The 23,980-nt window shown below is 56.7% G+C and carries 29 protein-coding genes and 1 pseudogene; 15 read left to right on the forward strand and 15 right to left on the reverse strand.

Annotated elements, in window-relative coordinates; translation table 11 throughout:
- Positions 1 to 708, forward strand: coding sequence for an acylneuraminate cytidylyltransferase family protein (locus DHN10_RS10820; protein ID WP_108815346.1), 708 nt, complete (start codon positions 1 to 3; stop codon positions 706 to 708).
- On the opposite strand, the gene DHN10_RS10825 is transcribed toward DHN10_RS10820, so the two are convergent.
- Positions 709 to 1,452, reverse strand: a complete 744-nt coding sequence (locus tag DHN10_RS10825; protein ID WP_234417107.1) for a fused DSP-PTPase phosphatase/NAD kinase-like protein — start codon at positions 1,450 to 1,452, stop codon at positions 709 to 711.
- A 90-nt stretch (positions 1,453 to 1,542) separates the two neighbouring features.
- On the opposite strand from DHN10_RS10825, the gene DHN10_RS10830 reads away from it, so the two are divergent.
- The 5 genes and pseudogenes from DHN10_RS10830 to DHN10_RS10850 all read left to right on the forward strand — a co-directional run bounded on the left by DHN10_RS10830 (position 1,543) and on the right by DHN10_RS10850 (position 5,775).
- Positions 1,543 to 2,574, forward strand: coding sequence for an N-acetylneuraminate synthase family protein (locus tag DHN10_RS10830; RefSeq protein ID WP_108815347.1), 1,032 nt, complete (start codon positions 1,543 to 1,545; stop codon positions 2,572 to 2,574).
- Positions 2,567 to 3,352: a glycosyltransferase family 25 protein gene (locus DHN10_RS10835; RefSeq protein WP_108815348.1), complete on the forward strand. Its 786-nt coding sequence runs from the start codon at positions 2,567 to 2,569 to the stop codon at positions 3,350 to 3,352. Before DHN10_RS10830 ends, DHN10_RS10835 begins: the two co-directional genes overlap by 8 nt.
- 33 nt (positions 3,353 to 3,385) lie before the next feature.
- Positions 3,386 to 4,522 carry a hypothetical protein gene (locus tag DHN10_RS10840; protein WP_108815349.1) on the forward strand — a complete coding sequence of 379 codons (1,137 nt, stop codon included), beginning with the start codon at positions 3,386 to 3,388 and terminating at the stop codon, positions 4,520 to 4,522.
- Positions 4,523 to 4,582: 60 nt separating this feature from the next.
- Positions 4,583 to 4,825: pseudogene (locus DHN10_RS10845) on the forward strand (putative DNA modification/repair radical SAM protein); the annotation flags it as partial.
- Positions 4,826 to 4,935: 110 nt separating this feature from the next.
- Positions 4,936 to 5,775: a TIGR03915 family putative DNA repair protein gene (locus DHN10_RS10850; RefSeq protein ID WP_108815350.1), complete on the forward strand. Its 840-nt coding sequence runs from the start codon at positions 4,936 to 4,938 to the stop codon at positions 5,773 to 5,775.
- Here DHN10_RS10850 and DHN10_RS10855 read toward each other — a convergent pair.
- From DHN10_RS10855 to ychF, 3 genes are all read right to left on the reverse strand, one after another.
- The gene (locus tag DHN10_RS10855) at positions 5,772 to 6,146 is read right to left on the reverse strand and encodes a hypothetical protein (protein ID WP_108815351.1); all 375 of its coding nucleotides are present in this window, start codon (positions 6,144 to 6,146) and stop codon (positions 5,772 to 5,774) included. The genes DHN10_RS10850 and DHN10_RS10855 overlap by 4 nt on opposite strands.
- Positions 6,147 to 6,222: 76 nt before the next feature.
- Complete coding sequence (locus DHN10_RS10860; RefSeq protein ID WP_234417108.1) at positions 6,223 to 6,540, reverse strand: type II toxin-antitoxin system death-on-curing family toxin; 318 nt, start codon at positions 6,538 to 6,540, stop codon at positions 6,223 to 6,225.
- Between the two features lie 124 nt (positions 6,541 to 6,664).
- Complete coding sequence (gene ychF, locus DHN10_RS10870; protein WP_108815353.1) at positions 6,665 to 7,762, reverse strand: redox-regulated ATPase YchF; 1,098 nt, start codon at positions 7,760 to 7,762, stop codon at positions 6,665 to 6,667.
- Between the two features lie 128 nt (positions 7,763 to 7,890).
- Here ychF and trpA point away from each other — a divergent pair, with 128 nt between their 5' ends.
- The 3 genes from trpA to DHN10_RS10885 all read left to right on the forward strand — a co-directional run bounded on the left by trpA (position 7,891) and on the right by DHN10_RS10885 (position 10,353).
- Positions 7,891 to 8,682 (forward strand): tryptophan synthase subunit alpha, encoded by a 792-nt coding sequence (trpA, locus tag DHN10_RS10875; RefSeq protein ID WP_108815691.1) that lies wholly within the window; start codon positions 7,891 to 7,893, stop codon positions 8,680 to 8,682.
- A 60-nt stretch (positions 8,683 to 8,742) separates the two neighbouring features.
- Positions 8,743 to 9,906 carry an alpha-hydroxy acid oxidase gene (locus tag DHN10_RS10880; protein WP_108815354.1) on the forward strand — a complete coding sequence of 388 codons (1,164 nt, stop codon included), beginning with the start codon at positions 8,743 to 8,745 and terminating at the stop codon, positions 9,904 to 9,906.
- A 234-nt stretch (positions 9,907 to 10,140) separates the two neighbouring features.
- The gene (locus DHN10_RS10885) at positions 10,141 to 10,353 is read left to right on the forward strand and encodes a hypothetical protein (protein ID WP_108815355.1); all 213 of its coding nucleotides are present in this window, start codon (positions 10,141 to 10,143) and stop codon (positions 10,351 to 10,353) included.
- A gap of 124 nt (positions 10,354 to 10,477) precedes the next feature.
- Here the strand turns inward: DHN10_RS10885 and DHN10_RS10890 are convergent, their stop codons facing one another.
- Positions 10,478 to 11,635, reverse strand: a complete 1,158-nt coding sequence (locus DHN10_RS10890) for an MFS transporter (RefSeq protein WP_108815356.1) — start codon at positions 11,633 to 11,635, stop codon at positions 10,478 to 10,480.
- Positions 11,636 to 11,791: 156 nt separating this feature from the next.
- On the opposite strand from DHN10_RS10890, the gene DHN10_RS10895 reads away from it, so the two are divergent.
- The 5 genes from DHN10_RS10895 (at position 11,792) to DHN10_RS10915 (ending at position 15,247) form a co-directional block, all read left to right on the forward strand.
- Positions 11,792 to 12,454, forward strand: coding sequence for a 50S ribosomal protein L25/general stress protein Ctc (locus DHN10_RS10895; RefSeq protein ID WP_108815357.1), 663 nt, complete (start codon positions 11,792 to 11,794; stop codon positions 12,452 to 12,454).
- Positions 12,455 to 12,552: 98 nt separating this feature from the next.
- Entirely contained in the window at positions 12,553 to 13,065 is a 513-nt protein-coding gene (locus DHN10_RS10900) for a class I SAM-dependent methyltransferase (protein ID WP_108815358.1), read from the forward strand.
- 53 nt (positions 13,066 to 13,118) lie between these two features.
- Positions 13,119 to 13,793 carry an aminoacyl-tRNA hydrolase gene (gene pth, locus DHN10_RS10905; protein ID WP_108815359.1) on the forward strand — a complete coding sequence of 225 codons (675 nt, stop codon included), beginning with the start codon at positions 13,119 to 13,121 and terminating at the stop codon, positions 13,791 to 13,793.
- The gene (locus DHN10_RS10910; protein ID WP_108815360.1) at positions 13,790 to 14,821 is read left to right on the forward strand and encodes a DUF2332 domain-containing protein; all 1,032 of its coding nucleotides are present in this window, start codon (positions 13,790 to 13,792) and stop codon (positions 14,819 to 14,821) included. The genes pth and DHN10_RS10910 overlap by 4 nt, the downstream gene beginning before the upstream one ends.
- Before the next feature lie 42 nt (positions 14,822 to 14,863).
- Positions 14,864 to 15,247, forward strand: a complete 384-nt coding sequence (locus tag DHN10_RS10915) for a DUF2237 family protein (RefSeq protein WP_108815361.1) — start codon at positions 14,864 to 14,866, stop codon at positions 15,245 to 15,247.
- On the opposite strand, the gene DHN10_RS10920 is transcribed toward DHN10_RS10915, so the two are convergent.
- From DHN10_RS10920 to ihfB, 7 genes are all read right to left on the reverse strand, one after another.
- A complete protein-coding gene (locus DHN10_RS10920) occupies positions 15,248 to 15,724 on the reverse strand; it encodes a helix-turn-helix transcriptional regulator (RefSeq protein WP_108815362.1) in 477 nt (158 codons plus the stop codon). It abuts the gene before it with no gap.
- Positions 15,725 to 15,752: 28 nt separating this feature from the next.
- Positions 15,753 to 16,199, reverse strand: coding sequence for a hypothetical protein (locus DHN10_RS10925; protein WP_159086979.1), 447 nt, complete (start codon positions 16,197 to 16,199; stop codon positions 15,753 to 15,755).
- A gap of 65 nt (positions 16,200 to 16,264) precedes the next feature.
- Entirely contained in the window at positions 16,265 to 16,768 is a 504-nt protein-coding gene (locus DHN10_RS19895; RefSeq protein WP_199910662.1) for a PepSY domain-containing protein, read from the reverse strand.
- Positions 16,769 to 16,920: 152 nt separating this feature from the next.
- A complete protein-coding gene (gene trpB, locus DHN10_RS10935) occupies positions 16,921 to 18,147 on the reverse strand; it encodes a tryptophan synthase subunit beta (RefSeq protein WP_108815364.1) in 1,227 nt (408 codons plus the stop codon).
- A 144-nt stretch (positions 18,148 to 18,291) separates the two neighbouring features.
- Positions 18,292 to 18,939, reverse strand: coding sequence for a phosphoribosylanthranilate isomerase (locus DHN10_RS10940; RefSeq protein WP_108815365.1), 648 nt, complete (start codon positions 18,937 to 18,939; stop codon positions 18,292 to 18,294).
- A gap of 3 nt (positions 18,940 to 18,942) precedes the next feature.
- Positions 18,943 to 19,296, reverse strand: coding sequence for a LapA family protein (locus tag DHN10_RS10945; protein ID WP_108815366.1), 354 nt, complete (start codon positions 19,294 to 19,296; stop codon positions 18,943 to 18,945).
- A gap of 82 nt (positions 19,297 to 19,378) precedes the next feature.
- Positions 19,379 to 19,660 carry an integration host factor subunit beta gene (ihfB, locus tag DHN10_RS10950; RefSeq protein WP_108815367.1) on the reverse strand — a complete coding sequence of 94 codons (282 nt, stop codon included), beginning with the start codon at positions 19,658 to 19,660 and terminating at the stop codon, positions 19,379 to 19,381.
- Positions 19,661 to 20,134: 474 nt separating this feature from the next.
- Between ihfB and DHN10_RS19735 the strand changes: the two genes are divergently transcribed.
- Positions 20,135 to 20,308 carry a hypothetical protein gene (locus DHN10_RS19735; RefSeq protein ID WP_159086980.1) on the forward strand — a complete coding sequence of 58 codons (174 nt, stop codon included), beginning with the start codon at positions 20,135 to 20,137 and terminating at the stop codon, positions 20,306 to 20,308.
- 168 nt (positions 20,309 to 20,476) lie between these two features.
- On the opposite strand, the gene rpsA is transcribed toward DHN10_RS19735, so the two are convergent.
- The 3 genes from rpsA to DHN10_RS10965 form a co-directional block, all read right to left on the reverse strand.
- A complete protein-coding gene (gene rpsA / locus DHN10_RS10955; RefSeq protein WP_267895718.1) occupies positions 20,477 to 22,150 on the reverse strand; it encodes a 30S ribosomal protein S1 in 1,674 nt (557 codons plus the stop codon).
- Positions 22,151 to 22,415: 265 nt separating this feature from the next.
- On the reverse strand, positions 22,416 to 23,270 hold the full coding sequence (locus DHN10_RS10960; protein ID WP_108815369.1) for a class I SAM-dependent methyltransferase: 855 nt from the start codon (positions 23,268 to 23,270) through the stop codon (positions 22,416 to 22,418).
- A gap of 77 nt (positions 23,271 to 23,347) precedes the next feature.
- The gene (locus tag DHN10_RS10965) at positions 23,348 to 23,974 is read right to left on the reverse strand and encodes a CatA-like O-acetyltransferase (protein ID WP_108815370.1); all 627 of its coding nucleotides are present in this window, start codon (positions 23,972 to 23,974) and stop codon (positions 23,348 to 23,350) included.
- Positions 23,975 to 23,980: the final 6 nt, after the last annotated feature.

The raw sequence follows: 23,980 nt of genomic DNA on the forward strand, positions 1-23,980 counted from the left end.
ATGATTATCGGTCACATTGGCGCACGTGCAGGCAGCAAAGGCGTGCCGGGCAAGAACTTTCGGATGCTGCACGGCAAGCACCTGATTGACTGGTCGCTGGGCCAGCTTTTGGACAGCGACCGGGTGGATCATGTCGTTGTCTCTTCGGACTCGCCTGAAATATACGAACACGGGCTAAAGCGAGGATGCCTAGACATTGGGCTACGCCCCGCGCATCTGGCCACCGATACAGCGGCAAAATGGGGTGTGTGGCAGCATGCCTTAGGCGAGGTCGAGAAACAGATCGGTCCGGCGGATGCGTTTCTGGATCTTGATTGCACATCGCCGCTGCGCCTGCCCAAGGATATTGATGCAGGGCTGGACCTGTTCGAGGCGGAACAACCCGATATGGTCATGTCATGCTGCGTAAGCGGCAAGAACCCCTATTTCAATATGCTGGAAACGGACGATGACGGCGCGCTGCAGGTGTCCAAACCACTGCCGCACGGTGTGGTTGCCCGCCAGCAGGCGCCGATGGTTTATGATCATGTGGGTTTGGTCTATGTGGTCAAGCCCAGCTATTTGCGAACCGCCAGTCGACTATTCGAAGGGCATGTGATCCCTCTCATCGTGCCCAATGAACGCGGGTTGGACGTGGACAGCTTCTTCGATTGGGAGGTCATCGATTTCCTGATGGGCAAGCAGATAGCCGAGGGGCTACGCGACTGACTACCACCCCTGCCAGGGTTTGAGGGCCGCTTGCTTGGCTGCAAAGCTCGCCGTTAATGCGTCGCGATCATATTCGTCGCGAATCCAGTCAATGATGCCGATCCCTGTTTCGGCGTGCCGTGCTGCGTAGACATCCAGGAAATGATCCAGAATCCCCGTCGATGAACGCCGGATATGCAGATAACGAAAGCTAAGCTGTTTGCGCGCGACAGCGACCGACGCCCCTTCGTGGATCATCAAATAAAGTGCGGCCACCAACCCGGTACGATCTGCACCGGATTTGCAATGTAGCAGGAACGGGCGGTCCATCGTTTCAAAGGCGCTAAATAGTCGCAGCAATGGCTCTTTGTGCGGAGATTTGCGGGCCGACATCTGAATCGAAACCAGATGAAGCCCAAGCTGTTCACAGCTTTCTTTCTCAAAAAGGTAATGGGCGTCCTTTGACCCACCCCGCAGGTTCAACACGGTCGTGATGCCCATTTTGGCATAGGCCGCGAACCGCTTGTGATCAGGATGGTTAGAGCGATAAACCCCATCGGCCACTTTGTCGAAGTTGTGCCAGTGAAGGCGCAAGACCCCATGATCCAACCACATCATGCTACGTTGTGCGCGCTTACGGTCCGCCGGATCGGTGATGTCTCTCCCCATGGACTTGCGCAGGTCGCGTTCCTTTTTGTCCAATGTGCTGAGTATTTTGCGGATCATCTTTGTGCCATCAATTGCGATGCCAGTGACTTGGACCATGCCCCGTCGATTTGCAATGGTGACCCTGCGATTGCCTGCCCGCGTGAAACCTCATAAACACAGGCAACCACTGCAAGCAGGAGCGTGAATATGCAGATCGCAGGCCGCAATATCGGACCAGAGCATCCCCCGCTCGTCATCGCTGAAATTGGCATCAATCATGGTGGTGACTTAGCCGTCGCCAAGGACATGGTGCGTCTTGCCGCCGGTGCCGGTTGCGAGATGATCAAGCATCAGACCCACATCATCGAAGATGAAATGACCCAAGAGGCCAAGCAGATTTTCCCGCCCAACGCCGATGTGTCGATCTGGGATGTGATGGCGGCTTGTGCCTTGTCGCTCGAAGATGAAGCCGAACTAAAACGCTATACCGAGAGCCTTGGCATGATCTGGATCTCGACCCCGTTTTCACGAGCTGCAGCGGATTTTCTGAATGAACTGGACGTGCCCGCGTTCAAGATCGGATCAGGCGAGGCCGACAACCTGCCGCTGATCCGACACATCGCGCGGATGGGCAAGCCTGTGATCATGTCCACCGGCATGCAGAGCATTGAAACCATCAAAGCATCGGTCGCCATTCTTGATGAGGCGGGCATTGACTACGCCTTGCTGGAATGCACGAACCTTTATCCCTCACCGCCTGAAATCGTGTCCTTGCAAGGCGTCACCGATCTGAAGGCTGCGTTTCCGAATGCCGTGGTCGGCTTCTCTGACCACTCCATCGGGCCAGAGATGGCGCTGGCCTCGGTCGCCTTGGGCGCCTGCATTCTGGAACGGCATTATACCGACACGCGCTATCGCAAAGGCCCTGATATCATCAACTCGATGGATCCGGCCGAACTGCGCCACCTGATTGACCGCTCGCGCGAAATCCATATCGCGCTGCATAACCCCAAAGAACGCACAAGCGCCGAAGAGGACGTCTATCGCTTTGCCCGCGCATCTGTGGTCGCAGACCGTGATCTGCCTGCGGGTCATGTCATCACCGAGGCCGACATCTGGGCGCGTCGTCCCGGCTCGGGCGAGATTGCGGGCTATGATTTTGACAAAGTGGTTGGCAAGACGCTGAACCGCGCAGTGACACGGAACACGCAGCTGACCTGGGACGCGCTGGATGGCTGATGCGCTTTCGCGTGCTGATCTGGGTGTGTGGCTGATCAACCTTGATCGCGACACCGACAGGCGCGCCGAAATGGAGCGGCAGTTGGACGCCCTCACCCTGTCCTACACACGGTTCCCGGCGATCTATGGCAAGGATTGCGCCGAAGAGCTTCTGAAACGTGCCGATGCCGACGCTTATGCCCGCAACATGGGCAGCCCGATTTTGCCCGGCAAGATGGGCTGCTATGCCAGCCACATCGCTGTGTGGGAGGCCTTTTTGGCCTCGGACCACAAGGTGGCGCTAATCCTCGAAGATGATGTGGTGTTCCATGACGATTTTCTGGACAGCCTTGATCTGGGGCTTGCTGCGTCTGATCACTGGGACACGCTGCGCTTTAACTGCATTCGTGCCAAGCTGCCGATTAGTCAGGGGCGCGTCGGGCGCTACACTTTGAATGCCTATGCGGGGCCGTTCACAGGCAACGCCACCTATCTGATCAAAAAAGAGGTGGCGCAGCGCATCTTGCCGAACCTTTGGCCGCAGACCCGAGCGTTTGACCATGAACTTAACCGCTTTTTCCGACATGATTTCCGGCAATTCGGGTTAGAGCCCTTTTCAACCCATGTTGACGACGGCGACGTCAGTTCCATCACCGGGGCGGGTTTTGCGCTGGTCAAGAAATTCAAATGGTATCGGCGGCTGCCGCACTACCGCCTGAAGGCTGCAAATTACTTTCGGCGGGCGTTCTGGCTGCTGCGAAAAGGCCGGATCATTCCAAGACATCGGCCCTTGGGCTAGATCCAAAGCGTCGCACAAGAAAGCAGGCAGAATTTGCACAGCGCCATTCACACCCTCGCGTCCTATCGCGCCGATCCTGATATATTTGGGGAACGGGGGATTGCGCGCGGCGTCACGGTGAAAGACCCCACGTTTTGGGATCAATATGACAATGACACGCTGATCTATGATGCGATCTGGTGTGCAGAGCGGCGCGAGATCACGGTGCTCTTTCCCAAGCTCATCGGATTTGAAAAAGCAATACGTACGGCGACCTGGATGATTGACGGCAACGTGGTCAAGCCACGCCGCCTGCGACGTTTCCGCGTATATGATGTGCTTTCCTTGCCGTGTGACGTGTTCAAAGGCACGTTCACCCTCACCCTAGGCGATCATCAAATAGCACTTCCTGTCAGTCAGGCCGACCACAACCGTTTTGCCGGGCGTCGGGTGATTTATACGCAGGTCAAGGACGACTCATTGGACTGGGTGCGTGACTGGGCCGCAGCGCATCAGCGCAATCACGGGGCCGATGCGGTGTTGATGAGCAACAACAACAGCACCGAGTTTAGCAGCGAAGAGTTGCGCGCAACACTTGCCTCTGTCGATGGAATCGTGGTTGCCGACGTGCTTGATGTGCCGCTGCGCTATGGTCCGCACCAAAGCACTGCCGACAGTGTTGGCACAACCAAGTTCCAACAGCGTACCCTTCTTAACCTCGTTAAGACCCGGTGGTTCGCCAAGGCCTATGGCGTCTTGATGAGTGACGTTGATGAATTGGTCGTTTCGCACGGCAGCGAAAGTATCTTTGACGCGACCCAACGCTCGTGGCTGAAATACATCAGATTCGGCGGCGAATGGCGCTACCAAATGGGTGACACCGAAACCATACGACATGCCCATCACATATTCCGCAGGCCAAAGGGCAACGACTGCATCAGTAAATATTGCATCGTCCCCGACAGCGTTCTAGGGCGCAGGTCGTGGTCGGTTCACGCCATAGAAAGTGTGAATCGCCGCATCTTTCCAGCGTCGCAGAAATTTCATCACTTTCATTGCTACGGCATTTCCACATCATGGAAAAAGAAACGCAGCGGGCTTGTGCGTGAAAACATGATCCGCGATGAGAAGACCGCAAAGTTCATGGAACAGACCTTTGCCAAGCAAATGAATGAGCCCGGCAAACCATAGTCAGGGGTCTCGCAAAGTTCTCGTCTTGCGCCGATCTAAATGAGAACATAACATGAACAAATGTCACGTCTCGCCCTCTCAGAAAAGCTCGCCATCCTTAGCGATGCCGCCCGCTATGATGCCTCTTGCGCGTCAAGCGGGACGCAGCGCCGTGACAGTCGTGATGGCAAGGGGCTAGGGTCAACCGAAGGATCGGGCATCAGCCTGCTCAAGATCCTAATGACGAATTTCTACCTTAATAACTGCGCCTATTGCATCAACCGGGTATCGTCGAATGTTCAGCACGCGCAGTTCCCCGTGGACGTCAACGGGGCTAGCAAAGCGGTGCTTTTACGGGTGCCGATCGCGTTGACCGACAGCGCAAACCTGCGCGCACGCTTTGCCCCTCCTCCAGAACAATTGTGCCTTTTGTGATGTACACAGTGCCCCTGCCCCGGATCGGCACAGATGAGGCTTGGCGTGATGCGGCCAAGCGTTTGGTCGGCGCTGGCGTGTCGCCAGCGGATGTGCTGTGGAATTTTGACGCTGAGACGGAAGAACTGTTTGCCCCCGCCACTCCACTGCCGCCACTGACCCGGCGGATCAAGGCCCCGCAAAGTTTTGTGAGCCTCGCCAATACTGTCGCCTGGCACAAAGACCCGCAACGCTTTGCCCGGCTTTATGCGCTGCTTTGGCGGTTGCGGCATGAAACCGGATTGATGCAGGACCGCGCCGATCCAGAACTGTCCAAGTTGCGTCAGATGGAAAAAGGCGTGCATCGCTGCAAACACAAGATGAAGGCCTTTGTGCGCTTTCGCGATCTGCGTCAGGGCGGAGCGCGGCGCAGTTTTGCCGCATGGTTTGAGCCGATACATCACAGCGTCGAACCTGCCGCCCCGTTCTTTGCCCGGCGGTTTGCCGATATGGATTGGATGATCGCAACCCCGGATGTCACCGCGCAATTCGTCGATGGGCACCTTTCGTTTCACCCCGGCCAACCAAAGCCCGATTTACCGAAGGACGCAGCAGAGGCACTTTGGGGGACGTATTTCTGCAATATTTTCAACCCGGCCCGGCTCAAGGTCAGCGCGATGACTTCTGAAATGCCCAAGAAATACTGGAAGAACCTGCCGGAGGCCCAGCATATGCACGACCTGATCGCTGGCGCCGAGGACAAAGGTCGCAAGATGCAAGAGGCCGCGCCGACCCTCTCGCCAGAGCGGGTGGACAAGATCAAACGGCAGCTGCGCAGTGATGCGCCAACGACAGATTAGCCGAATGGATTAACCTGTCGGCTGTCCCGGCTACCCAACAATGCACAGCGATACTCTGCCTCGACATTACGCGAGATGCGGGCGATTTCGGCGTTCACCTCTGCCTTGGCACCAAGACCAGAGGCAAACCCGCCACCGCTTTCGCGAGCAAAACGGTTTTGCGCCTCAAGGATCGCACCATCAACGTAGCGATGCGCGCTAGCGGCGTTCGCTGTCGATTGGCATGCATAGCGGCGTGCCGTAACACCGTCAGCGCTCATCACTTCGACGTTGGTTCGGCCCGGATAGGATTGGGAAGACAGCGTCGGGCCAGAACAGGCCGCAAGCCCGGCCATCATGATCAAAGCCCCTGAAAGACGTAAACAGTTCATTGCAAACTCTCCTTTTCTGGCAGTCATGGCAACGCTGACCACCCATTCGGGCAAGAGTATGGCAAAGGTGCGGGAGCTAGTTTTGGATCTGACGCAACCAGCGGGCAAATTCCGCTTCCGGCACTGTGTCCTCGGCGAGACCTTCCATCATGGTCACAACTTCCCCATCAGGCGCGTGAAAATCTACGCCGTTCAAGTAGAGAAAAACAAAAGCCGTCTGGAATGCCGTACGCTTATTGCCGTCCATGAATGCATGCGCCTTGGCGATGCCAAAAGCATAACCCGCCGCCAGGTCAAAAAGATCAGGTTCGCCATATGCCCAAAGGTTGAGAGGCCACGCGCACCCCATTTCCAGCAATGCACCATCGCGCGTTCCGGGCGTCCAACGGGGCAAGCACCTCTCTTGACAGGGTCAAGACAGCGGAATTGCCAACTTTACGGATTTTGGTCTGAAACATTGCGGGGGCTCCTAAGCCACCCTGCATATGCGAACGTGTACCCCGTGCATCAATATCTGCTTAGGTGTTGAACAAGAAGTGCATCACGTCGCCGTCTTTGACGATGTAAGCCTTACCCTCGGCCCGCATCTTGCCGGCTTCTTTGGCCGGTTGTTCGCCGCCCAATGTCACAAAATCATCATAGGCGATGGTTTCGGCGCGGATGAACCCGCGCTCAAAATCGCCGTGAATCACACCAGCGGCTTGGGGCGCAGATGTGCCCGCCTTGATAGTCCACGCGCGCGCCTCTTTCGGGCCAACGGTAAAGTAGGTTTGCAAATGCAGCAGCTCATAACCCGCGCGTATCAACCGGTCGAGGCCTGCTTCTTCCAAGCCCATCTCGCCCAGAAACATCTCAGCCTCATCAGCTTCCAACTGGCTGATTTCTTCTTCAATCCGGGCCGAGATCACAACATGGGAATTGCCCTGCGCTGCGGCCATCTCGGCCACGCGGGTGGATTGGCTGTTGCCGGTGCCAGCGCTGTCTTCTTCAACGTTGCAGACGTAAAGCACAGGTTTGGTGGTCAGCAATTGCAGCATTTTCCACGCCTTGGCGTCTTCGGCATCCACCGCGACCACGCGGGCCGGTTTGCCGTCTTCCAAGGCGGCCTGCGCCATCTCAAGCAGGCGGGCTTGCTGCACCGCCTCTTTGTCACCACCGCGCACCTTGCGGGTCAGGTTCTGCATCCGCTTTTCGATGGATTCCAGATCAGAGAGCATCAGTTCCGTTTCAATCACATCGGCATCCGCGACCGGATCAACACGGCCATCCACATGGGTGATGTCATCATCTTCAAAGCAACGCAGCACATGGGCGATGGCATCACATTCGCGGATGTTGGCAAGGAACTGGTTGCCAAGGCCCTCGCCCTGGCTCGCGCCTTTCACCAACCCGGCGATGTCCACAAAGGTCATGCGCGTTGGAATGATCTGCTTAGAGCTGGCAATCTCGGCCAGTTTGTCCAATCGCGCATCAGGCACGGCGACGTCGCCGACGTTGGGCTCAATCGTGCAGAACGGGAAATTCGCAGCCTGCGCGGCAGCGGTTTTCGTCAACGCGTTGAACAGGGTCGATTTGCCGACATTTGGCAAACCCACAATACCCATTTTGAAACCCATGGCGGCTCTCCTTTGATGCTTGCCGCGCTTCTAGGCGGCGTGGGGGCCGGGCGCAAGCGGCGCAAGCCCCATTGATTTTCCCCCGCACATCAAGCAAACCACACTAAGTTTGCAGACCGGGGATGATGATGAGCAGAATCGACGCCAAATTTGCGCAATTGCGTGCCGACGGAAAGAAGGCATTTGTGGCCTATGTCATGGCCGGGGACACCAACTATGACACCGGGCTTGAGATCGTCAAAGGTCTGCCCGGCGCTGGTGTCGATATCATCGAGCTTGGCATGCCTTTCACCGATCCGATGGCCGATGGTCCCACCATTCAATTGGCCGGGCAGCGTGCGCTGGACGCGGGGCAGGATCTGGAAAAGACCCTGGAGTACGCCCGCGAGCTGCGCAAAGACGACGATGTGACCCCGATTGTCATGATGGGCTACTATAACCCGATCTATTCGCGTGGTGTTGATGCGTTTCTGGCCGACGCCAAGGCCGCAGGCATTGACGGGTTGATCATTGTCGATCTGCCACCCGAGGAAGATGATGAACTTTGCATTCCGGCCCAAAAGATGGGCATCAACTTTATTCGGCTAGCGACACCCACCACGGACGACGCACGTCTGCCGACCGTCCTGCAAAACACCTCTGGCTTTGTCTATTACGTATCTGTCACCGGGATTACCGGCGCGGCCGAGGCGCAGGCAAATGATGTTGCACCAGAGGTCGCCCGGATCAAATCCCAGACTGACCTGCCCGTGATCGTAGGTTTTGGTATCAAGACACCTGACGCCGCCGAGGCCATAGCAAAAATCGCTGACGGCGCTGTTGTGGGTTCTGCCATCGTGGAAAAGATCGGCGCAGGTGAGAGCGTCCCCGATGTGCTGGCCTTCGTGAAGTCACTGGCAGATGGCACCCACCGCGGCTGATGGTCTTGCGCTGAAACTCTCAAACTGGTAAGAATAAATTACCAATTTTGAGGATTGCCAATGCCGGTCATCACGACAATCGCTGATCTCAAGCGTCTGCATAAGCGCCGGACGCCCAAGATGTTCTATGACTACGCTGAAAGCGGCAGTTGGACCGAGCAGACATTTCGCGAAAATACCTCTGACTTTGATCTGATCCGTCTGCGCCAGCGGATCGCCGTGGATATGACAAACCGCACAACGGCCTCTCAGATGATTGGGCAGGATGTGGCGATGCCTGTTGCGCTGGCCCCGGTTGGGCTGACAGGCATGCAATGTGCCGATGGTGAAATCAAAGCAGCAAGGGCCGCCGAAAAGTTTGGCGTGCCATTTACCCTGTCCACAATGTCGATCTGTTCCATCGAAGATGTCGCCGAAAACACCGAAAAACCGTTCTGGTTTCAGGTCTACACCTTGAAGGATGATGACTTCATGCAGCGGTTGTTTGACCGTGCCCGCGATGCGGGGTGTTCAGCGATGATAATCACGCTGGATTTGCAGATCATGGGGCAACGACACAAAGACCTTAAGAACGGGCTGTCTGCGCCGCCAAAATTCACGCTTGCCAGCATGGCCAATCTAGCCACCAAAGTGCCTTGGGGTCTTGAGATGCTGCAAACCAAACGGCGCTTCTTTGGCAACATTGTGGGCCATGCCAAGGGCGTGTCTGATCCCTCTTCGCTGGCCTCATGGACGGCAGAGGCCTTTGACTCAGCACTTGACTGGGCCCGTGTTGCGCAACTGATGAAGATGTGGGGCGGTCCGGTGATCCTCAAGGGAATTCTGGATGCCGATGATGCACGCAAGGCAGCAGAGCTGGGCGCAGATGCGATCATCGTATCCAACCACGGCGGCCGACAGTTGGACGGGGCTTTGTCCTCTATCCGTGCTCTGCCCGAGATCATTGATGCGGTGGGCGACAAGGTTGAGGTCCACCTTGATAGCGGCATTCGCTCTGGTCAGGACGTGCTCAAAGCGCTCGCGATGGGGGCCAAGGGCACCTATATCGGGCGCGCTTTCGTCAACGGGCTTGGCGCGATGGGCGAGAAAGGCGTGACCACAGCGCTTGAGGTGATCCACAAAGAACTGGACACCACAATGGCCCTGTGTGGGCGCCGTGATGTGACGACATTGGACAAAGATGTGCTGCTTGTGCCCAAAGATTTCGCCGGACGGTGGGCTTAACCTCACCCCTACGGTTGCATTGAGCAAGAAATCGCCACATGCCTAATTCACTGCATTTCCTCACTTTCACGCGGCTCTAAGGTTACAAATACGCGAAAAATGCCCTGAATTTGCGATATATACGCATGTAATCATTGACCATTCCGCTGGCACAGATAAAGGTGCAATCGGATTTGGTGCGTTGCTGTCTGCTGCGCGTCCTGCCACGCAAAAGAAGTTTAAGGAGTATCACCTATGCGCATCACCACAACAGTCGCCGCTGCTGCATCCATCGCAGTTCTGTCCACATCCGCTTTCGCTGGCGGCATGGCACCAGAAGTTATGGAACCACCAGTTGTCATGGAAGAGCCAATGGCAGAGCCTACATCCTCTGTAAGCCCAACATACATCGTTCTGGGTGTTCTGGCTGCTCTTCTGATTGCTGCAGCAGTCAACGAATCTGACTAAGAGTTACAGATCTTTGCGGCGCAATACGCGGTGCAGCGATCAAAGAACATTCACGTGAACGCGTGACCGTTTGAAAACAGGGCAGCACCATTGCGGTGTCTGCCCTGTTTTTTTACCGGGTGCCTTAGCTGCCTTGCCGGGTCGTCACGCGCGGCAAACGTCGCACTGCAAGTGCCAAAGGCACCGCAACTGACAACAGCACGGCCACCCCCAGAAATGCGATCCGCAGCCCGAAGGCCTCGGAAATCAACCCCATCATCACGGGTGCAAAGAAAAATCCCGAAAAGCCAATCACCGCTGTTCGGCTGATCGCCTCGGTCCGCAGATGCGGTGCAACCAGCTTGCCCACCAGCGCCAATCCCATCGGTCCGATCACCGACACGCCTAGCCCAAGAATACCAAAGCCCAGGTAGGCCACCATCGGCGTCGGCGCGAAGGCCGCAATCACAGCCCCCGATGCCGAGATAAACGCCGCACCAATCACAACCGGGATCTCGCGCAATCGTTCGGCCACTACTTGCCCCGAGAACCGACCAATCGCCATGGTGATCCCCAACATTGCCGGGCCAAAAGCCCCCTCAGCCGCCCCACCGCCCAATGTGCGTTCGACATGCAGGGCAGACCATGCCTCGACCGTGGCCTCGGACATAAAGGCCACCAGCACGATTGCGCCGCAAAGCGCGATGGGCCAAAGAGGGTAGCCGCCATCGTACCCGTCCTCGGCTTCGACTACGGTGAAATCCATGCGGATGAACAGCGTCAGGGTCAACACAACCACACCTACTCCGGCAAAGACTAGAATTGGGGGCAGCCCTACTTCGCGGGCTGCACCGACGATCAGCGCGCCAACCGCATAGGCCACGGAAAACATCGCATGGTTTGCATTCATCAACGGGCGGTCGTGTTTCGCTTCAAGCTCGCTCACCCGTGCATTCATCACCACATCGAGCAGACCTGATGCCAACCCAACAAGCCCCATAGCCATGGCAAAGAACACAGGCACAGTCATCGCGCCGGGCAGCAGCCAAGCAATCGCAAGAAACACTGCCCCAACCTGCATCCCCCGCGCACCCAATATCCTGTCGGCATGCGGGGCCAACCACATGGCTGACACCAGCCCGGTGGCCGATCCCAACAGCAGCGTGCCAAAAAGCGCGTCTGAAGCGCCAAGCTGATCCTTGAACACAGGCACATAGGCCGCAAAGCACCCCCAGAACAGGCCAATGATCACAAAGGCTGTGGCAGGGCGGCGGGACAGATAAAGGGCGCTGAGAATAGACATGACGCTATGGGTGGAATGCAAATCTTTCCAAAGCAAGTTCCAAAGCGGTCTTGTCCGATAAAACCTCTTTTCAAACTGTCACAATGGCCCTATACGGCGGGCTTCATCGGGCTCGGACACCCTTGGAGGCGGGCCCCTACATTAAGGAATATTACTATGGCTGGAAAGATCCCAGATCTTAACGCCAAGGTACGCGCGGGGACAGGCAAGGGGGCCGCCCGCCAAGCTCGCCGTGAAGGCGACGTACCTGGCATTGTTTATGGTGGCGGCGCAGACCCGCAATCCATCAACATCCCATTCAACTACCTTCTGACAAAACTGCGCAAGGGTGGCTTTATGTCCACGCTGCACAACCTCAAGATTGAGGGTCAGGAAGACGTGCGCGTTATCTGCCGTGGCGTTCAGCGCGACGTGGTCAAGGACCTGCCAACTCACATCGACCTGATGCGCCTGAAGCGTACAAGCCGTGTGAACATCTTTATCCCGGTTGAGTTCCTGAATGCGGACACTTGCCCCGGCGTGAAAAAAGGTGGCGTTCTGACTGTTGTACGCAACGAAGTCGAATTGAACGTTCTGGCTGGCGACATCCCAGATAACATCGAGATTGATCTGGCCGCAGTCGAAATCGGCGACACCATTTCCATCAGCGACGTCTCACTGCCCGAAGGTGCGACACCTGCGATCACCGACCGTGACTTTGTCATTGCCAACGTGCAGGCACCACGTGCCTTGCTGGCCGATGATGAGGAAGAGGGCGAAGAAGTCGCGGCTGACGAAGTGCCAACAACTGGCGACGAAGACGCTGCCGAAGAAGAATAATCAACACCTATGTGTTGATGAAAGGGCATCCCGATGGGGTGCCCTTTTGTTTTGCGGAATGACTTAGACCATTCTTTTGCGGGCTGGTACGCTGAACCATGGCGTATAACTACGATGAATTATATGGCGCGCAGCCCGATGCGCTTGGCGCACCAACCAAAGCGTTTGTCCACTTCTTTGCGGCCTTCAAAGATGAACAACTGCGTGTTTTGGACATCGGTTGCGGACAAGGGCGCGACGCGATCTTTATCGCGCGCGCAGGGCATCGCGTCATTGGCGTTGACCTTTCGCCGATGGGCATTCGTGACCTCAATGCAGCGGCAAAGAAAGAAGACCTGCCCATAGAAGGCATCGTTGCCGACATCAGCACCTACGAGCCCATGGGGTCTTTCGATGTTCTGTTGATCGACCGCACATTGCACATGCTGCCCGAAGCTCCGCGTCTGACCGCACTCAAACGCCTTATTAATTGTGTGGTGCCGGGTGGCTGGGCGTTGATTGCGGATGAACGTTCCAACATGGGCGGTTTCAAAGAGGTTTTCGATGGTCACTCCGCTGACTGGCAGATCAAGACCGACAAGAGCGGCCTTTTGTTCGTCCAGCGCAACTAAACATCACCAAAGCACGTCTGGCGCTGCAGCGCGGCATCCGATAGATAGAGCCCATGAAATTACTTGTTGGTCTTGGAAATCCCGGGGCGAAATACGCCCAGAACCGTCACAACATCGGCTTTATGGCGATGGATCGCATTGCGTCAGATCACGGCTTTGCCGGGTGGCGCAATAAGTTTCAGGGCCAGACCTGCGATGGTCGCTTTGGGTCGGAACGCGTCACTCTACTTAAACCCGAAACCTTCATGAACCTCTCTGGCCAGTCGGTTGGTGAGGCGATGCGCTATCTCAAACTCTCGCCCGACGACGTGATTGTCTTTCATGATGAAATTGATCTGGCCCCCGGCAAGGTACGCCTGAAGACCGGCGGCGGGCATGCGGGCCACAATGGATTGCGCTCTGTTCATGGGCACATCGGCCCTGATTATGACCGCGTGCGCATGGGGGTCGGCCATCCGGGCCACAAGGATGCCGTTCCCGGTTATGTGCTGCGCGACTTTCCCAAGGCTGACGCGGAATGGCTAGATGATGAACTGCGTGGGATCAGCGACGGAATTGCCCATTTGATTGATGGTGACGGCGGCAAGTTCCTCAATGCGATTGCGCTGCGCGTTGCGCCGCCCCGGTCGTCGAAATCAGCACCAAAGCCGAAAGCAGAAAATCCCGCACCCGAGCCGGAGCCAGACACGCGCTCGGGCTTGCAAAAACTCGTGGACCGGTTCCGGTGACACCGGACCATATCCGCGAGGCATTTGCGTTTCAGGCAAAGGCCTGCGCCAACCTTGGATCACCCTTTATGGGCCGGTTGATGCAGGCATGTGCAGACATGCCTTGGCCCAAAGGGCCAGTGACCACGCGTATCTTCACTTGGGAGGGTGACATCAGCCCACGTGGCCAATCCGTGCCGCTACGATTGGCGGGCGCGTTGCATGCCTTGCATCTGCAAGGGCACAGTGGGCTTGCAAAGGTGTATCCATCTCAAGAGGTTGATGATCAAACGCTTTGGGCGGCGATCGCTAGCACCCTGCATGGCGAGGCGGTGCATATCGATGCATGGCTCAACAGCCCACCACAAACCAATGAGGTCCGCCGCGCAGCCACGCTGATCGCGGCAGGGCATGTGATTGCGGATCGGTTTGGGCTGCCGGTGCGCACGTCAGAACTGGGGGCGAGCGGTGGCCTGAACCTGCATTGGGACAGCTATGCGCTGGACATTGCGGGCCAACGCTTTGGCAGCAATACCCCTGCCCTGACGCTAACGCCGGATTGGACAGGCCCCCTGCCACCCACGACCCCGCCGTCTGTTGCAAATCGCGCCGGTGTCGACCTTAACCCGCTCGACCCCGGCAACCCAGAGCACGCTTTGCGCCTACAAGCCTATCTTTGGCCCGATCAGCCCGACCGCCTGGCCTTGACGCGCGCGGCCATTGCGGCGGCGACGACACCCGTTGACCAAAGCGACGCAATTGACTGGCTGGCAGACCGATTGCCCCACCAACACGGTCAGACACATCTGATCTATAGTACCGTCGCTTGGCAGTATTTCCCCGCAACCAAACAGGCCGAAGGGGCTGCGATGATCGCCGCCGCCGGAGCGCAGGCGACAGAACAGTCACCCCTTGCCTGGTTCGGCATGGAAAATGACGGCGGCGAACGGGGTGCGGCGCTGACGTTGCGGCTTTGGCCCGGAGATGTGACACTGAACCTCGGGCGTGCTGATTTTCATGGCCGCTGGATTGACTGGGCCGGCGCATGACCTGCGCTAAGTGCTAAAGAACCGAAGAAAGGCCACAATCGTATGGAAAAAGACCCGTCATTCAACGTTCTGGGCAGCGCCCTTGCCCCGTGTTCAACTGATCCGATGACCGGTTTCTTTCGCAATGGGGCCTGCGATACCTGCGCGGCCGATCAAGGTAGTCATACCGTCTGCGCGGTCATGACGGCTGAGTTTCTCGCCTTCTCGAAATATGTCGGTAACGATTTGAGCACACCACGAACAGAGTTCGGCTTTGCAGGTCTGAAGGCAGGCGATAGTTGGTGCCTTTGCGCCAGTCGGTTCCTGCAGGCCCACGAAGAAGGCTGTGCCCCACATGTAAACCTGCATGCCACCCATGTGCGCGCACTTGAGATTGTACCGATTGATGTTCTGCGTGCCCATGCGCAGGCCGATGACCTGAACTGATCAGGTGGCTTCCATCAGATCCTCGATAAAGAGGCTCAGAAGTTGGGAGCGCCCCGAAACGCCCGATTTGCGATAGATCGCATTGGTCTGGGCCTTCACCGTGCCTTCGCTCACATCTCGCAGGCCTGCGATTTCTTGCGTCGACATACCCTTGATGGCAAACAGTGCGACGTCACGTTCGGCAGGGGTCAGATCCCATTGGGTGAACCGCTCTTCCATGACCTCCAGAAAGGCACCAGATGCGAGACGCAGTTGATCTTCAACCGCGATGTTGCGCGCCATTGTGCGGCGTAGCACGATCCAGCCCAGCCCGACCCCCAGCAGCAGACCAAGTGCGGCCCCTAGTTCGATCAATTCATGAACCCGCCAGCTAAGCGGGGCAACACCCAAGACCGAAGCCAGGATTTGGGAAACGAAAAAAATCGCGCAGAAAACCTGCACGATAACAATGACAAGGACGATCTTTTGTCCTTTCACTAAGATCCCTCCCTAAGCCTGCGCGGCACTAGCTTTCATCGTCATCTTCGTCATCATCGTCATCGTCATCGTCATCGTCATCATCGTCTTCGTCGTCGTCTTCGTCGTCATCTTCTTCGTCGCCATCACCAGATGGGCCATCTTCATTACCGTCACCACCGCCCGATGAACCAGAACCACCCGAGCCACCGCCACTGCTGCCGGGGTTGAACAAACGTGGCCCGTCGTCATCATCGTCAATGCTGCGCCAGTAGTCGCGCAGGATTTCACCGGTTTGCGGATTGAAAACCAATTCCCGCCGCAGATCATCACGCATGGCAATGACCCGCACGCGGCCAAGCCACGTGCGGTTCAGCGTAATTTCCGAAAACCCCTGTGCCCGAAGCTGCGACACGATCTGATCCTGCACGGATTGGGCCGCCGCAAACTGCGGCGTCCCAGCAAGTGCAAAACATATGGCAAGGCGTTTGATCATCATCGTCCCTTTATGACGCCTACGCGTGAATGGGCAAAGACGGTTTGCCTGCCGAATGCAGATGCTTACTCGTCATCGTCTTCGTCATCATCGTCATCATCTTCGTCGTCATCTTCATCATCGTCTTCGTCATCATCTTCGTCGTCGTCTTCATCGTCTTCGTCGTCATCTTCATCATCTTCATCATCTTCGTCGTCATCTTCATCATCTTCATCGTCTTCGTCGTCGTCGTCGTCGTCGTCGTCGTCGTCGTCTTCATCATCTTCGTCGTCAAGGAAATCTTCATCGTCAGTGTCGAGCTTGACGCCAGGACTAAAGCTATCGTCTTCGTCAACATCAGAGACCTCTTGCTTCAGGACAGCCCCGGTGGCGGCATCATAGATGACTTCCAACTTGCGGCCGTTGCGGATGGCTTCAACTTTGACCTGATTTGGCCCTTGGGTGACTTCGATGCTTTCATAGCCTTCGCTCTGCAACTGGGTGATGACCTGCTCGGCAATTGACTGCGCGTGAGCGGCGCCCGACCCAATCAGAATGGCGGCGGTGGTGGACAGCAAAATCTTTCTCATCTCTCGATCCTTTGTTGCAAAGGGTGCCGACAGTCAGCGCCCCGATGCCTTAAGAAAAGCGGATCGCGGGCGGTCATACCATTTATCATCGGTTTAATCGCGAGAGGTAAACCTAAGAAAGACGCGCCTAAACCAAAGTTTAGGCGCTCTTTTCAGGAGTCCATGTCAAAGCCGAGGTGCTTTGCCACGGTAAAGATGTCCTTGTCCCCGCGCCCGCACATATTCATCACCAACAGATGATCTTTGGGCAGATCGGGTGCGATTTTCATCACATGTGCCAAGGCGTGGGATGGTTCAAGCGCAGGAATGATCCCCTCTTGCGCGCAGCATAGTTGGAACGCTTCCAACGCTTCGACATCGGTAATCGCCACATATTGCGCGCGGCCAATCTCGTGCAGCCAGGCATGCTCTGGCCCGATACCGGGATAATCGAGGCCCGCCGAAATGCTGAACCCTTCTAGAATCTGACCCACATCATCCTGCAGCAGGTAAGTGCGATTGCCATGCAAGACACCGGGGCGACCGCCCGTCAGTGACGCGCAATGTTCCATCTTGGCGTTCACGCCCTTGCCGCCTGCTTCGACACCAATGATGTTGACGTCCTTGTCATCAAGGAAAGGATAAAAAAGGCCCATCGCGTTAGACCCACCGCCAATCGCGGCAATCAATGTATCAGGCAAACGCCCTTCGGCGGCATGCATCTGTTCTTTGGTTTCCTTGCCAATAATGGCCTGAAAATCACGTACCATCGCAGGGTATGGGTGTGGCCCAGCCACCGTGCCAATGCAGTAAAACGTGTCGCGCACATTGGTGACCCAATCACGCAGCGCATCATTCATTGCATCCTTGAGCGTGCCGCGCCCGGATGTCACCGGCACCACCTCGGCGCCCAGCAAGCGCATCCGAAACACGTTAGGGGCCTGACGCTCTACGTCATGCGCGCCCATGTAGACCACGCATTTCAAGCCGAATTTCGCACAAACCGTTGCTGTCGCCACACCGTGCTGCCCGGCGCCGGTTTCAGCGATAATCCGGGTTTTGCCCATGCGGCGCGCCAGAATGATCTGACCCAGCACGTTATTGATCTTATGCGCCCCAGTATGGTTAAGCTCATCACGCTTAAGGTAAATCTTGGCCCCGCCCAGATGCTCTGTCAGGCGTTCTGCAAAGTAAAGCGGGCTGGGGCGGCCGACGTAATGTGTCCACAGATCATGCATCTCGGCCCAGAATGTTTCATCTGTTTTGGCATGTTCATACTGCTGCTCCAATTCAAGGATCAGCGGCATCAGCGTTTCTGAAACAAACCGTCCGCCGAAATCGCCAAAGCGGCCCTTTTCATCGGGACCGGTCATGAAGCTGTTAAATAGATCGTTGGCCATGAGACACCTAGCTATTGCGCGCGGGTCAGCAGTATAGCGGGATGCGGGTGAGGTAAAGCGGCCAAGGGGTGACGAAACCATGTATCAGGTTTCATAGGTACTCGGCTCATCACGCCATCATGCAACGGCTTGGTAAATGCCGCCTTAACGCGTACCCGCTGCAGCACAGAACGCCGCAATCAATGCCGCATCCTTTTGCCCCGGCGCAGTTTCCACACCAGAGGACACATCCACCTGTACTGCGCCCGTCAGGCTGATCGCCTCGCCCACATTCTCGGGCGTCAGCCCACCTGCAAGCATCCAAGGCACAGGCCAGCGGCGGCCTGCAACCAAGCGCCAGTCAAAGGACAGCCCATTGCCGCCCGGCAAATCTGCCTCTTTAGGTGGCTTTGCATCGACCAACAGCTGATCGGCAACATGCGCATAACGCTCTAACTGCGGCAGATCGCCTTCATCAGCCACACCAACGGCTTTCATGACGGGCAACCCATAGCGCACGCGCACCTCTGCCACGCGCTCTGGCGTTTCCCCACCATGCAATTGCAGGACATCCAGCGGCACTTTCGCAGTGATGGCATCCAGCAGGTCGTTGTTCGCATTCACAACCAATGCCGTCTTGGCAACACCTACAGGGACTTCGCTAGCCAGTTGCGCCGCTACCTCAATGGACACGTTTCGCGGGGATTTAGGAAAGAACACTAACCCCACATAAGATGCACCAGCATCCACGGCCGCTTGCAGCGTGGCCGCATCGCGCAGCCCGCAAATCTTAACACGCGTCTTGGGCGACATGGTTCAGGTCTTTTCCAGCAAGGCCAGCACGTCGTCTTCGCCCTTGGCCTCAGCGGCGACACCTTTGAGTTGCTGCACTTCACGGCGTAGGCTTTCGACCTCGCGGGTCTTGCCACGGGCATCGACGCGCATCCGGTGCTCGCGCACCCATTCCCACAGGAAGCCAATCAACAGGCCAACGCCAACGCCAATGAAGATCACCACAAATAACGGCAGGCTGATGTCGGGAGAGATGCCCAGCAGATCAGCCATAGCCTGCGGCATGGCGCGCAGGGTGACAAATTCACGGTTCGCCAATCCCACGAGGATCAGGCACAGACCAACAATAGCCCAGAATGTATAACGGATCGTTTTCAATTCACCCTCCTCGCACAGCGCAATTTGCCATTCATAAGAAAGATAGACTGCTGAGGGCCGCCTGCAATGGGAAACTGAGCGTTTAGTTCCCGTTCAACCGGTCGCGCAGCAGCTTGCCCGTCTTGAAGAACGGCACATGCTTTTCTTCAACCTTCACGGCTTCGCCGGTCCGGGGGTTGCGGCCAATGCGTTCATCACGCTTCTTGACGGAGAAGGCGCCAAATCCGCGCAGCTCGACCCGGTCACCGCGGGCCATGGCTTCGATAATCTCATCAAACACGGTATTCACGATGCGCTCGACATCGCGATGGTACAAATGGGGGTTCTCGTCGGCGAGTATCTGGATCAGTTCAGAACGGATCATATTTTGGCCTCCCAACCAACAAGCACACACTACAGGTTTGCCCTGCTTTGTTCGAGACTATAGGCATTTTGACTCTGCGGCGAAATAGCTCGAAACGCGCGCAGTTCCGAAAAACCGCCGTACAAGCGGAGAAATTTAGCCGATTTGGCAACAATCCAACCCACAAACTCAGACTGAACACACCAGCCACGCGCGCGTCGCATCCCCGATTCGCACGCTCGGGCAGCGTTTTTGCGATCTGCCCCGCGCCAAAGGTCACCTGTGATCGCGCTCTACAGCTGGCCGTTCATGGTTTTTGCATCGCCCGCTTCGCCTTGCACGTTATGGTGGTCTCAATCTCAGCTCAGCACCTCGGTGCGCGCCGATTACTGGCACGACCAGAACGAAGCCACGCCCTAGCATTGCCGATCAAATGCCGTCCGGACAGTAAAGGAAAACCTTGCAGGGTTAGGCAGCAATATCGCAACCGCCCAAGTGGATCTTGCGGGCATCGCCTCGGTCATTGGGTTCCCTCAAGGGTTGAACGGCGGCACCACCAAGGTGGATCGGCTTACCAACAATGCCGGGATCATGACCTGCCCCGAAGCGCGTGTTGGGCCCGTATGGGGATCGCAATTCAGCATTTGCCATTGGGGCATTTTGCGCTGAGGCATGCACTCAGGTCTTTGCTGAAAGCGGCAGAAGCACCACGGGTCGTCGCCCTGCCCTGAACCGCGCATAAGCAACATGACCACACCGCAACTTGTCCATCCAAACGAAAACCCCCGCCGCAGTGACCTGCGGCGGGGGTTCATCATTCAAATCGAAAGATCAGACTTATTCGTCGCCCTTCAGAGCCGCACCAAGGATATCACCCAAGGATGCACCGGAGTCGCTGGAGCCATACTGTTCCACCGCTTCCTTCTCTTCCGCGATCTCGCGTGCCTTGATCGACAGTCCCAGCTTGCGGGTCTTGCTGTCGATGTTGGTCACACGCACGTCGACCTTGTCGCCAACGCCGAAACGCTCTGGGCGCTGCTCGGCACGGTCACGGGACAGGTCCGAACGACGGATGAAGGATTTTGCACCCTCATAGTCTACTTCGATGCCGCCGTCTTCGATCTTGGTCACTTCAACAGTGATGACCGAACCGCGCTTCACGCCGCCAACAGCTTCTGCGAACGGATCACCGTCCAGCGCTTTGATGGACAGAGAAATGCGCTCTTTCTCGACGTCAACCTCGGCAACTTTCGCACGAACCACGTCGCCCTTACGGAAATCACCGATGACGTCTTCGCCGCGGCCTTCCCATGTCAGGTCAGACAGGTGAACCATGCCGTCGATGTCGCCTTCGAGGCCAACAAACAGACCGAATTCGGTGATGTTTTTGACTTCGCCTTCGACTTCAGTGCCCTCGGGGAACTGCTCTGCAAAGACTTCCCATGGGTTGCGCTGTGTCTGCTTGAGACCAAGGGAAACGCGACGCTTCGCAGAATCGATTTCCAGAACCATGACTTCGACTTCTTGCGAAGTAGAGACGATCTTGCCGGGGTGAACGTTCTTCTTTGTCCAAGACATTTCAGACACGTGAACAAGACCTTCAACACCGGCTTCCAGCTCAACGAATGCGCCGTAATCGGTGATGTTGGTCACACGACCCTGATGTACAGAACCAAGGCTGAACTTGGCTTCAACCGCATCCCATGGATCATCCTGCAGCTGCTTCATGCCAAGGCTGATACGGTGGGTTTCTTTGTTGATCTTGATGACCTGCACCTTGATCGTCTCACCAATGGTGAGGATCTCGGATGGGTGGTTGACCCGGCGCCATGCCATGTCTGTGACGTGCAACAGGCCGTCAACACCGCCAAGGTCAACAAACGCACCATATTCGGTGATGTTCTTGACCACACCGTCGACCTGCTGGCCTTCGGTCAGGTTACCGATAACTTCGGCGCGCTGTTCGGCACGTGATTCTTCAAGGATCGCACGACGGGATACAACGATGTTGCCACGACGACGGTCCATCTTCAGGATCTGGAATGGCTGCTTGAGACCCATCAGCGGGCCCGCATCACGCACGGGGCGGACGTCAACCTGAGAGCCCGGCAAGAACGCAACAGCGCCACCGAGGTCTACAGTGAAACCACCTTTGACGCGGCCAAAGATTGCGCCATCGACGCGCTCTTCATCAGCGTATGCTTTTTCCAGACGATCCCAGGCTTCTTCACGGCGCGCCATCTCGCGAGAGATAACAGCTTCACCGCGGGCGTTCTCGACCTGACGCAGGAACACTTCAACAGTGTCACCAACAGCCAGTTCAGCGTCTTCACCGGGATTTGCGAATTCTTTAATATCAACGCGGCCTTCCATCTTGTAGCCTACGTCGATGATGGCTTGGCCCGCTTCGATCGCGATAACCTTACCTTTGACAACTGACCCTTCAGCGGGTGTGTCCATTTCGAAGCTTTCATTAAGGAGTGCTTCAAACTCTTCCATTGTGTTAGCCATGTGGCGTCGTTTTCCTAACGTTTGGTTTTATACGGGCCGAGCGGTTGTGTCCGCCGGTCTTTAGGTTTCGGTTGGTCGCAAGCACCATTCACGGGACATAAAACAACAGGGCCGGTAACTTACCGACCCCGCTCAAGTCTCACGCCCGCGCCTGTCTCGACGCTTCGACAGGGCGGCGTATAGGCCGGTTTGGGCTTGTATGCAAGGGGTTTCGCCCATTGTGATCGTCGCCAGCAATGCCCTCGAAAATGGCAGCCGCCGGGGATCAACCGCGCGTCAGCACAAGCATCAGATAGGTGTTGTTCGCAGCAAAATGCGCGGCATTGCGGGATTGTTGGTTCAGACGCTGATCCAGACGCGCACGTTTGCGCGGGCCGATCAGGCGACGCAGCATCCAATGCCCAAAGCGACGCAAACGCGGTCGCTGCCGATCCAGTTCTTCATCAACACGCCGTGTGGCATAGCCCATCACATTGAAAAGGCCCTGCTCGAGATCAATCGACGGGGCCACTTGAGTGGTGATGTCGATTTCCTGGCTCACTTCAAGTCCAAGGGTTTCTGTGCGGGCGCGAAACGCCGCGATAGCATGTCCCCCGCCGACTGTGGCTTTCACCGCATCGGACTGAAACTGCGCGCTGCGGAAACAGTCCGCGATCACGATGCGTCCTTTCGGGGCCAGAAGCGTCAGGCACTTCGCCATGCCGATATCCAGCGGGATATACTGAAAGCTCTCTGAAAAAACGCAGACATCAAACGGGCCTTGGACCTGTGCATTCTGAAAAGTGGCCTCATGAACCACAGCCTCTGGCGCATTCTCGCGACAACGCGCAGCCAGAAAAGCGCTGGGAATGACAATCTCGACCTGATGACCAAGCGCAATTAGTTTTCGTGCCGTCTCGCCTGCGCCGCCGCCGATATCAAGAATGCGGCACGGCCGGTCCGGCAATCGTTCAAACAGCAAATCGGTATAAGCCTCCTGTGCTGTACCAAAGTTGGCCGCACAGACCTCTAGCCCGTCCCAATACCCATAGTGCAGGTTCTCAGCACCTGTCAGCCATTTTGAAAAAGCGAGCCCGATATCAAGGCCCAAACTTCGCGTATCTATTTTTTTCCCTGCCATGCCGTTTCGGTAGTAGAAATAATGGCTTGGCGAAAGAAAAAACTGGAGGCGGGTGTCATCGGCGGTGAACTGTGCTGTCAGAGGTCATTCAAAGCGCTCTGCACCGCCGCAAAATACGCCCCAACTTGCGCGCCATCGACCAAGGCGTGATGCACTTCAAGCGTCATGGCCATGTCCCAACGCCCGCCGTGGTCCACAAACTTGCCCCAGGTCACCCGTGGAATGCAGTCATCCGGCCCCGGCAGGGCATTGTTGATCGAGCTGTAGTCAAGCCATGGCATACACGACAGATAGGCCAGATCGTCACGTTCTCCGCTATTGGCCTGCAATACGCCACCTTTCGCGACCTCATCAATCAGCGTCTTGGCTTGTGTATCAAAGCCCGCGAAATCCGCGACGTAGGGCACGTAGGCATAGCCAAAGCTGCCCGCATCGTTGGGCACCGTCATCGACAGTGTGATCATGTCATGGCGCACAACCACGTCATCGCGAAAACGCATGCATAATTCTGGCACTGCATGCAGCCCCGATCCGATCGCATAAAGGCAAGCCCGGTAAGGTGACACACCATCCGGTTTACGCCCCATTAGATGGGTGCAGTCTAACCGACTGGTGATCGCGTAATGTGGCTTTTCATAAGTCCGAAAGAAATGAAACTGCGCGGCGCGGGGCCAGTTGTTAAGATCGATGATGTGATGGGTCATGACCCA

This window comes from Loktanella sp. Alg231-35 (assembly GCF_900143545.1).
Classification (GTDB): domain Bacteria; phylum Pseudomonadota; class Alphaproteobacteria; order Rhodobacterales; family Rhodobacteraceae; genus Yoonia.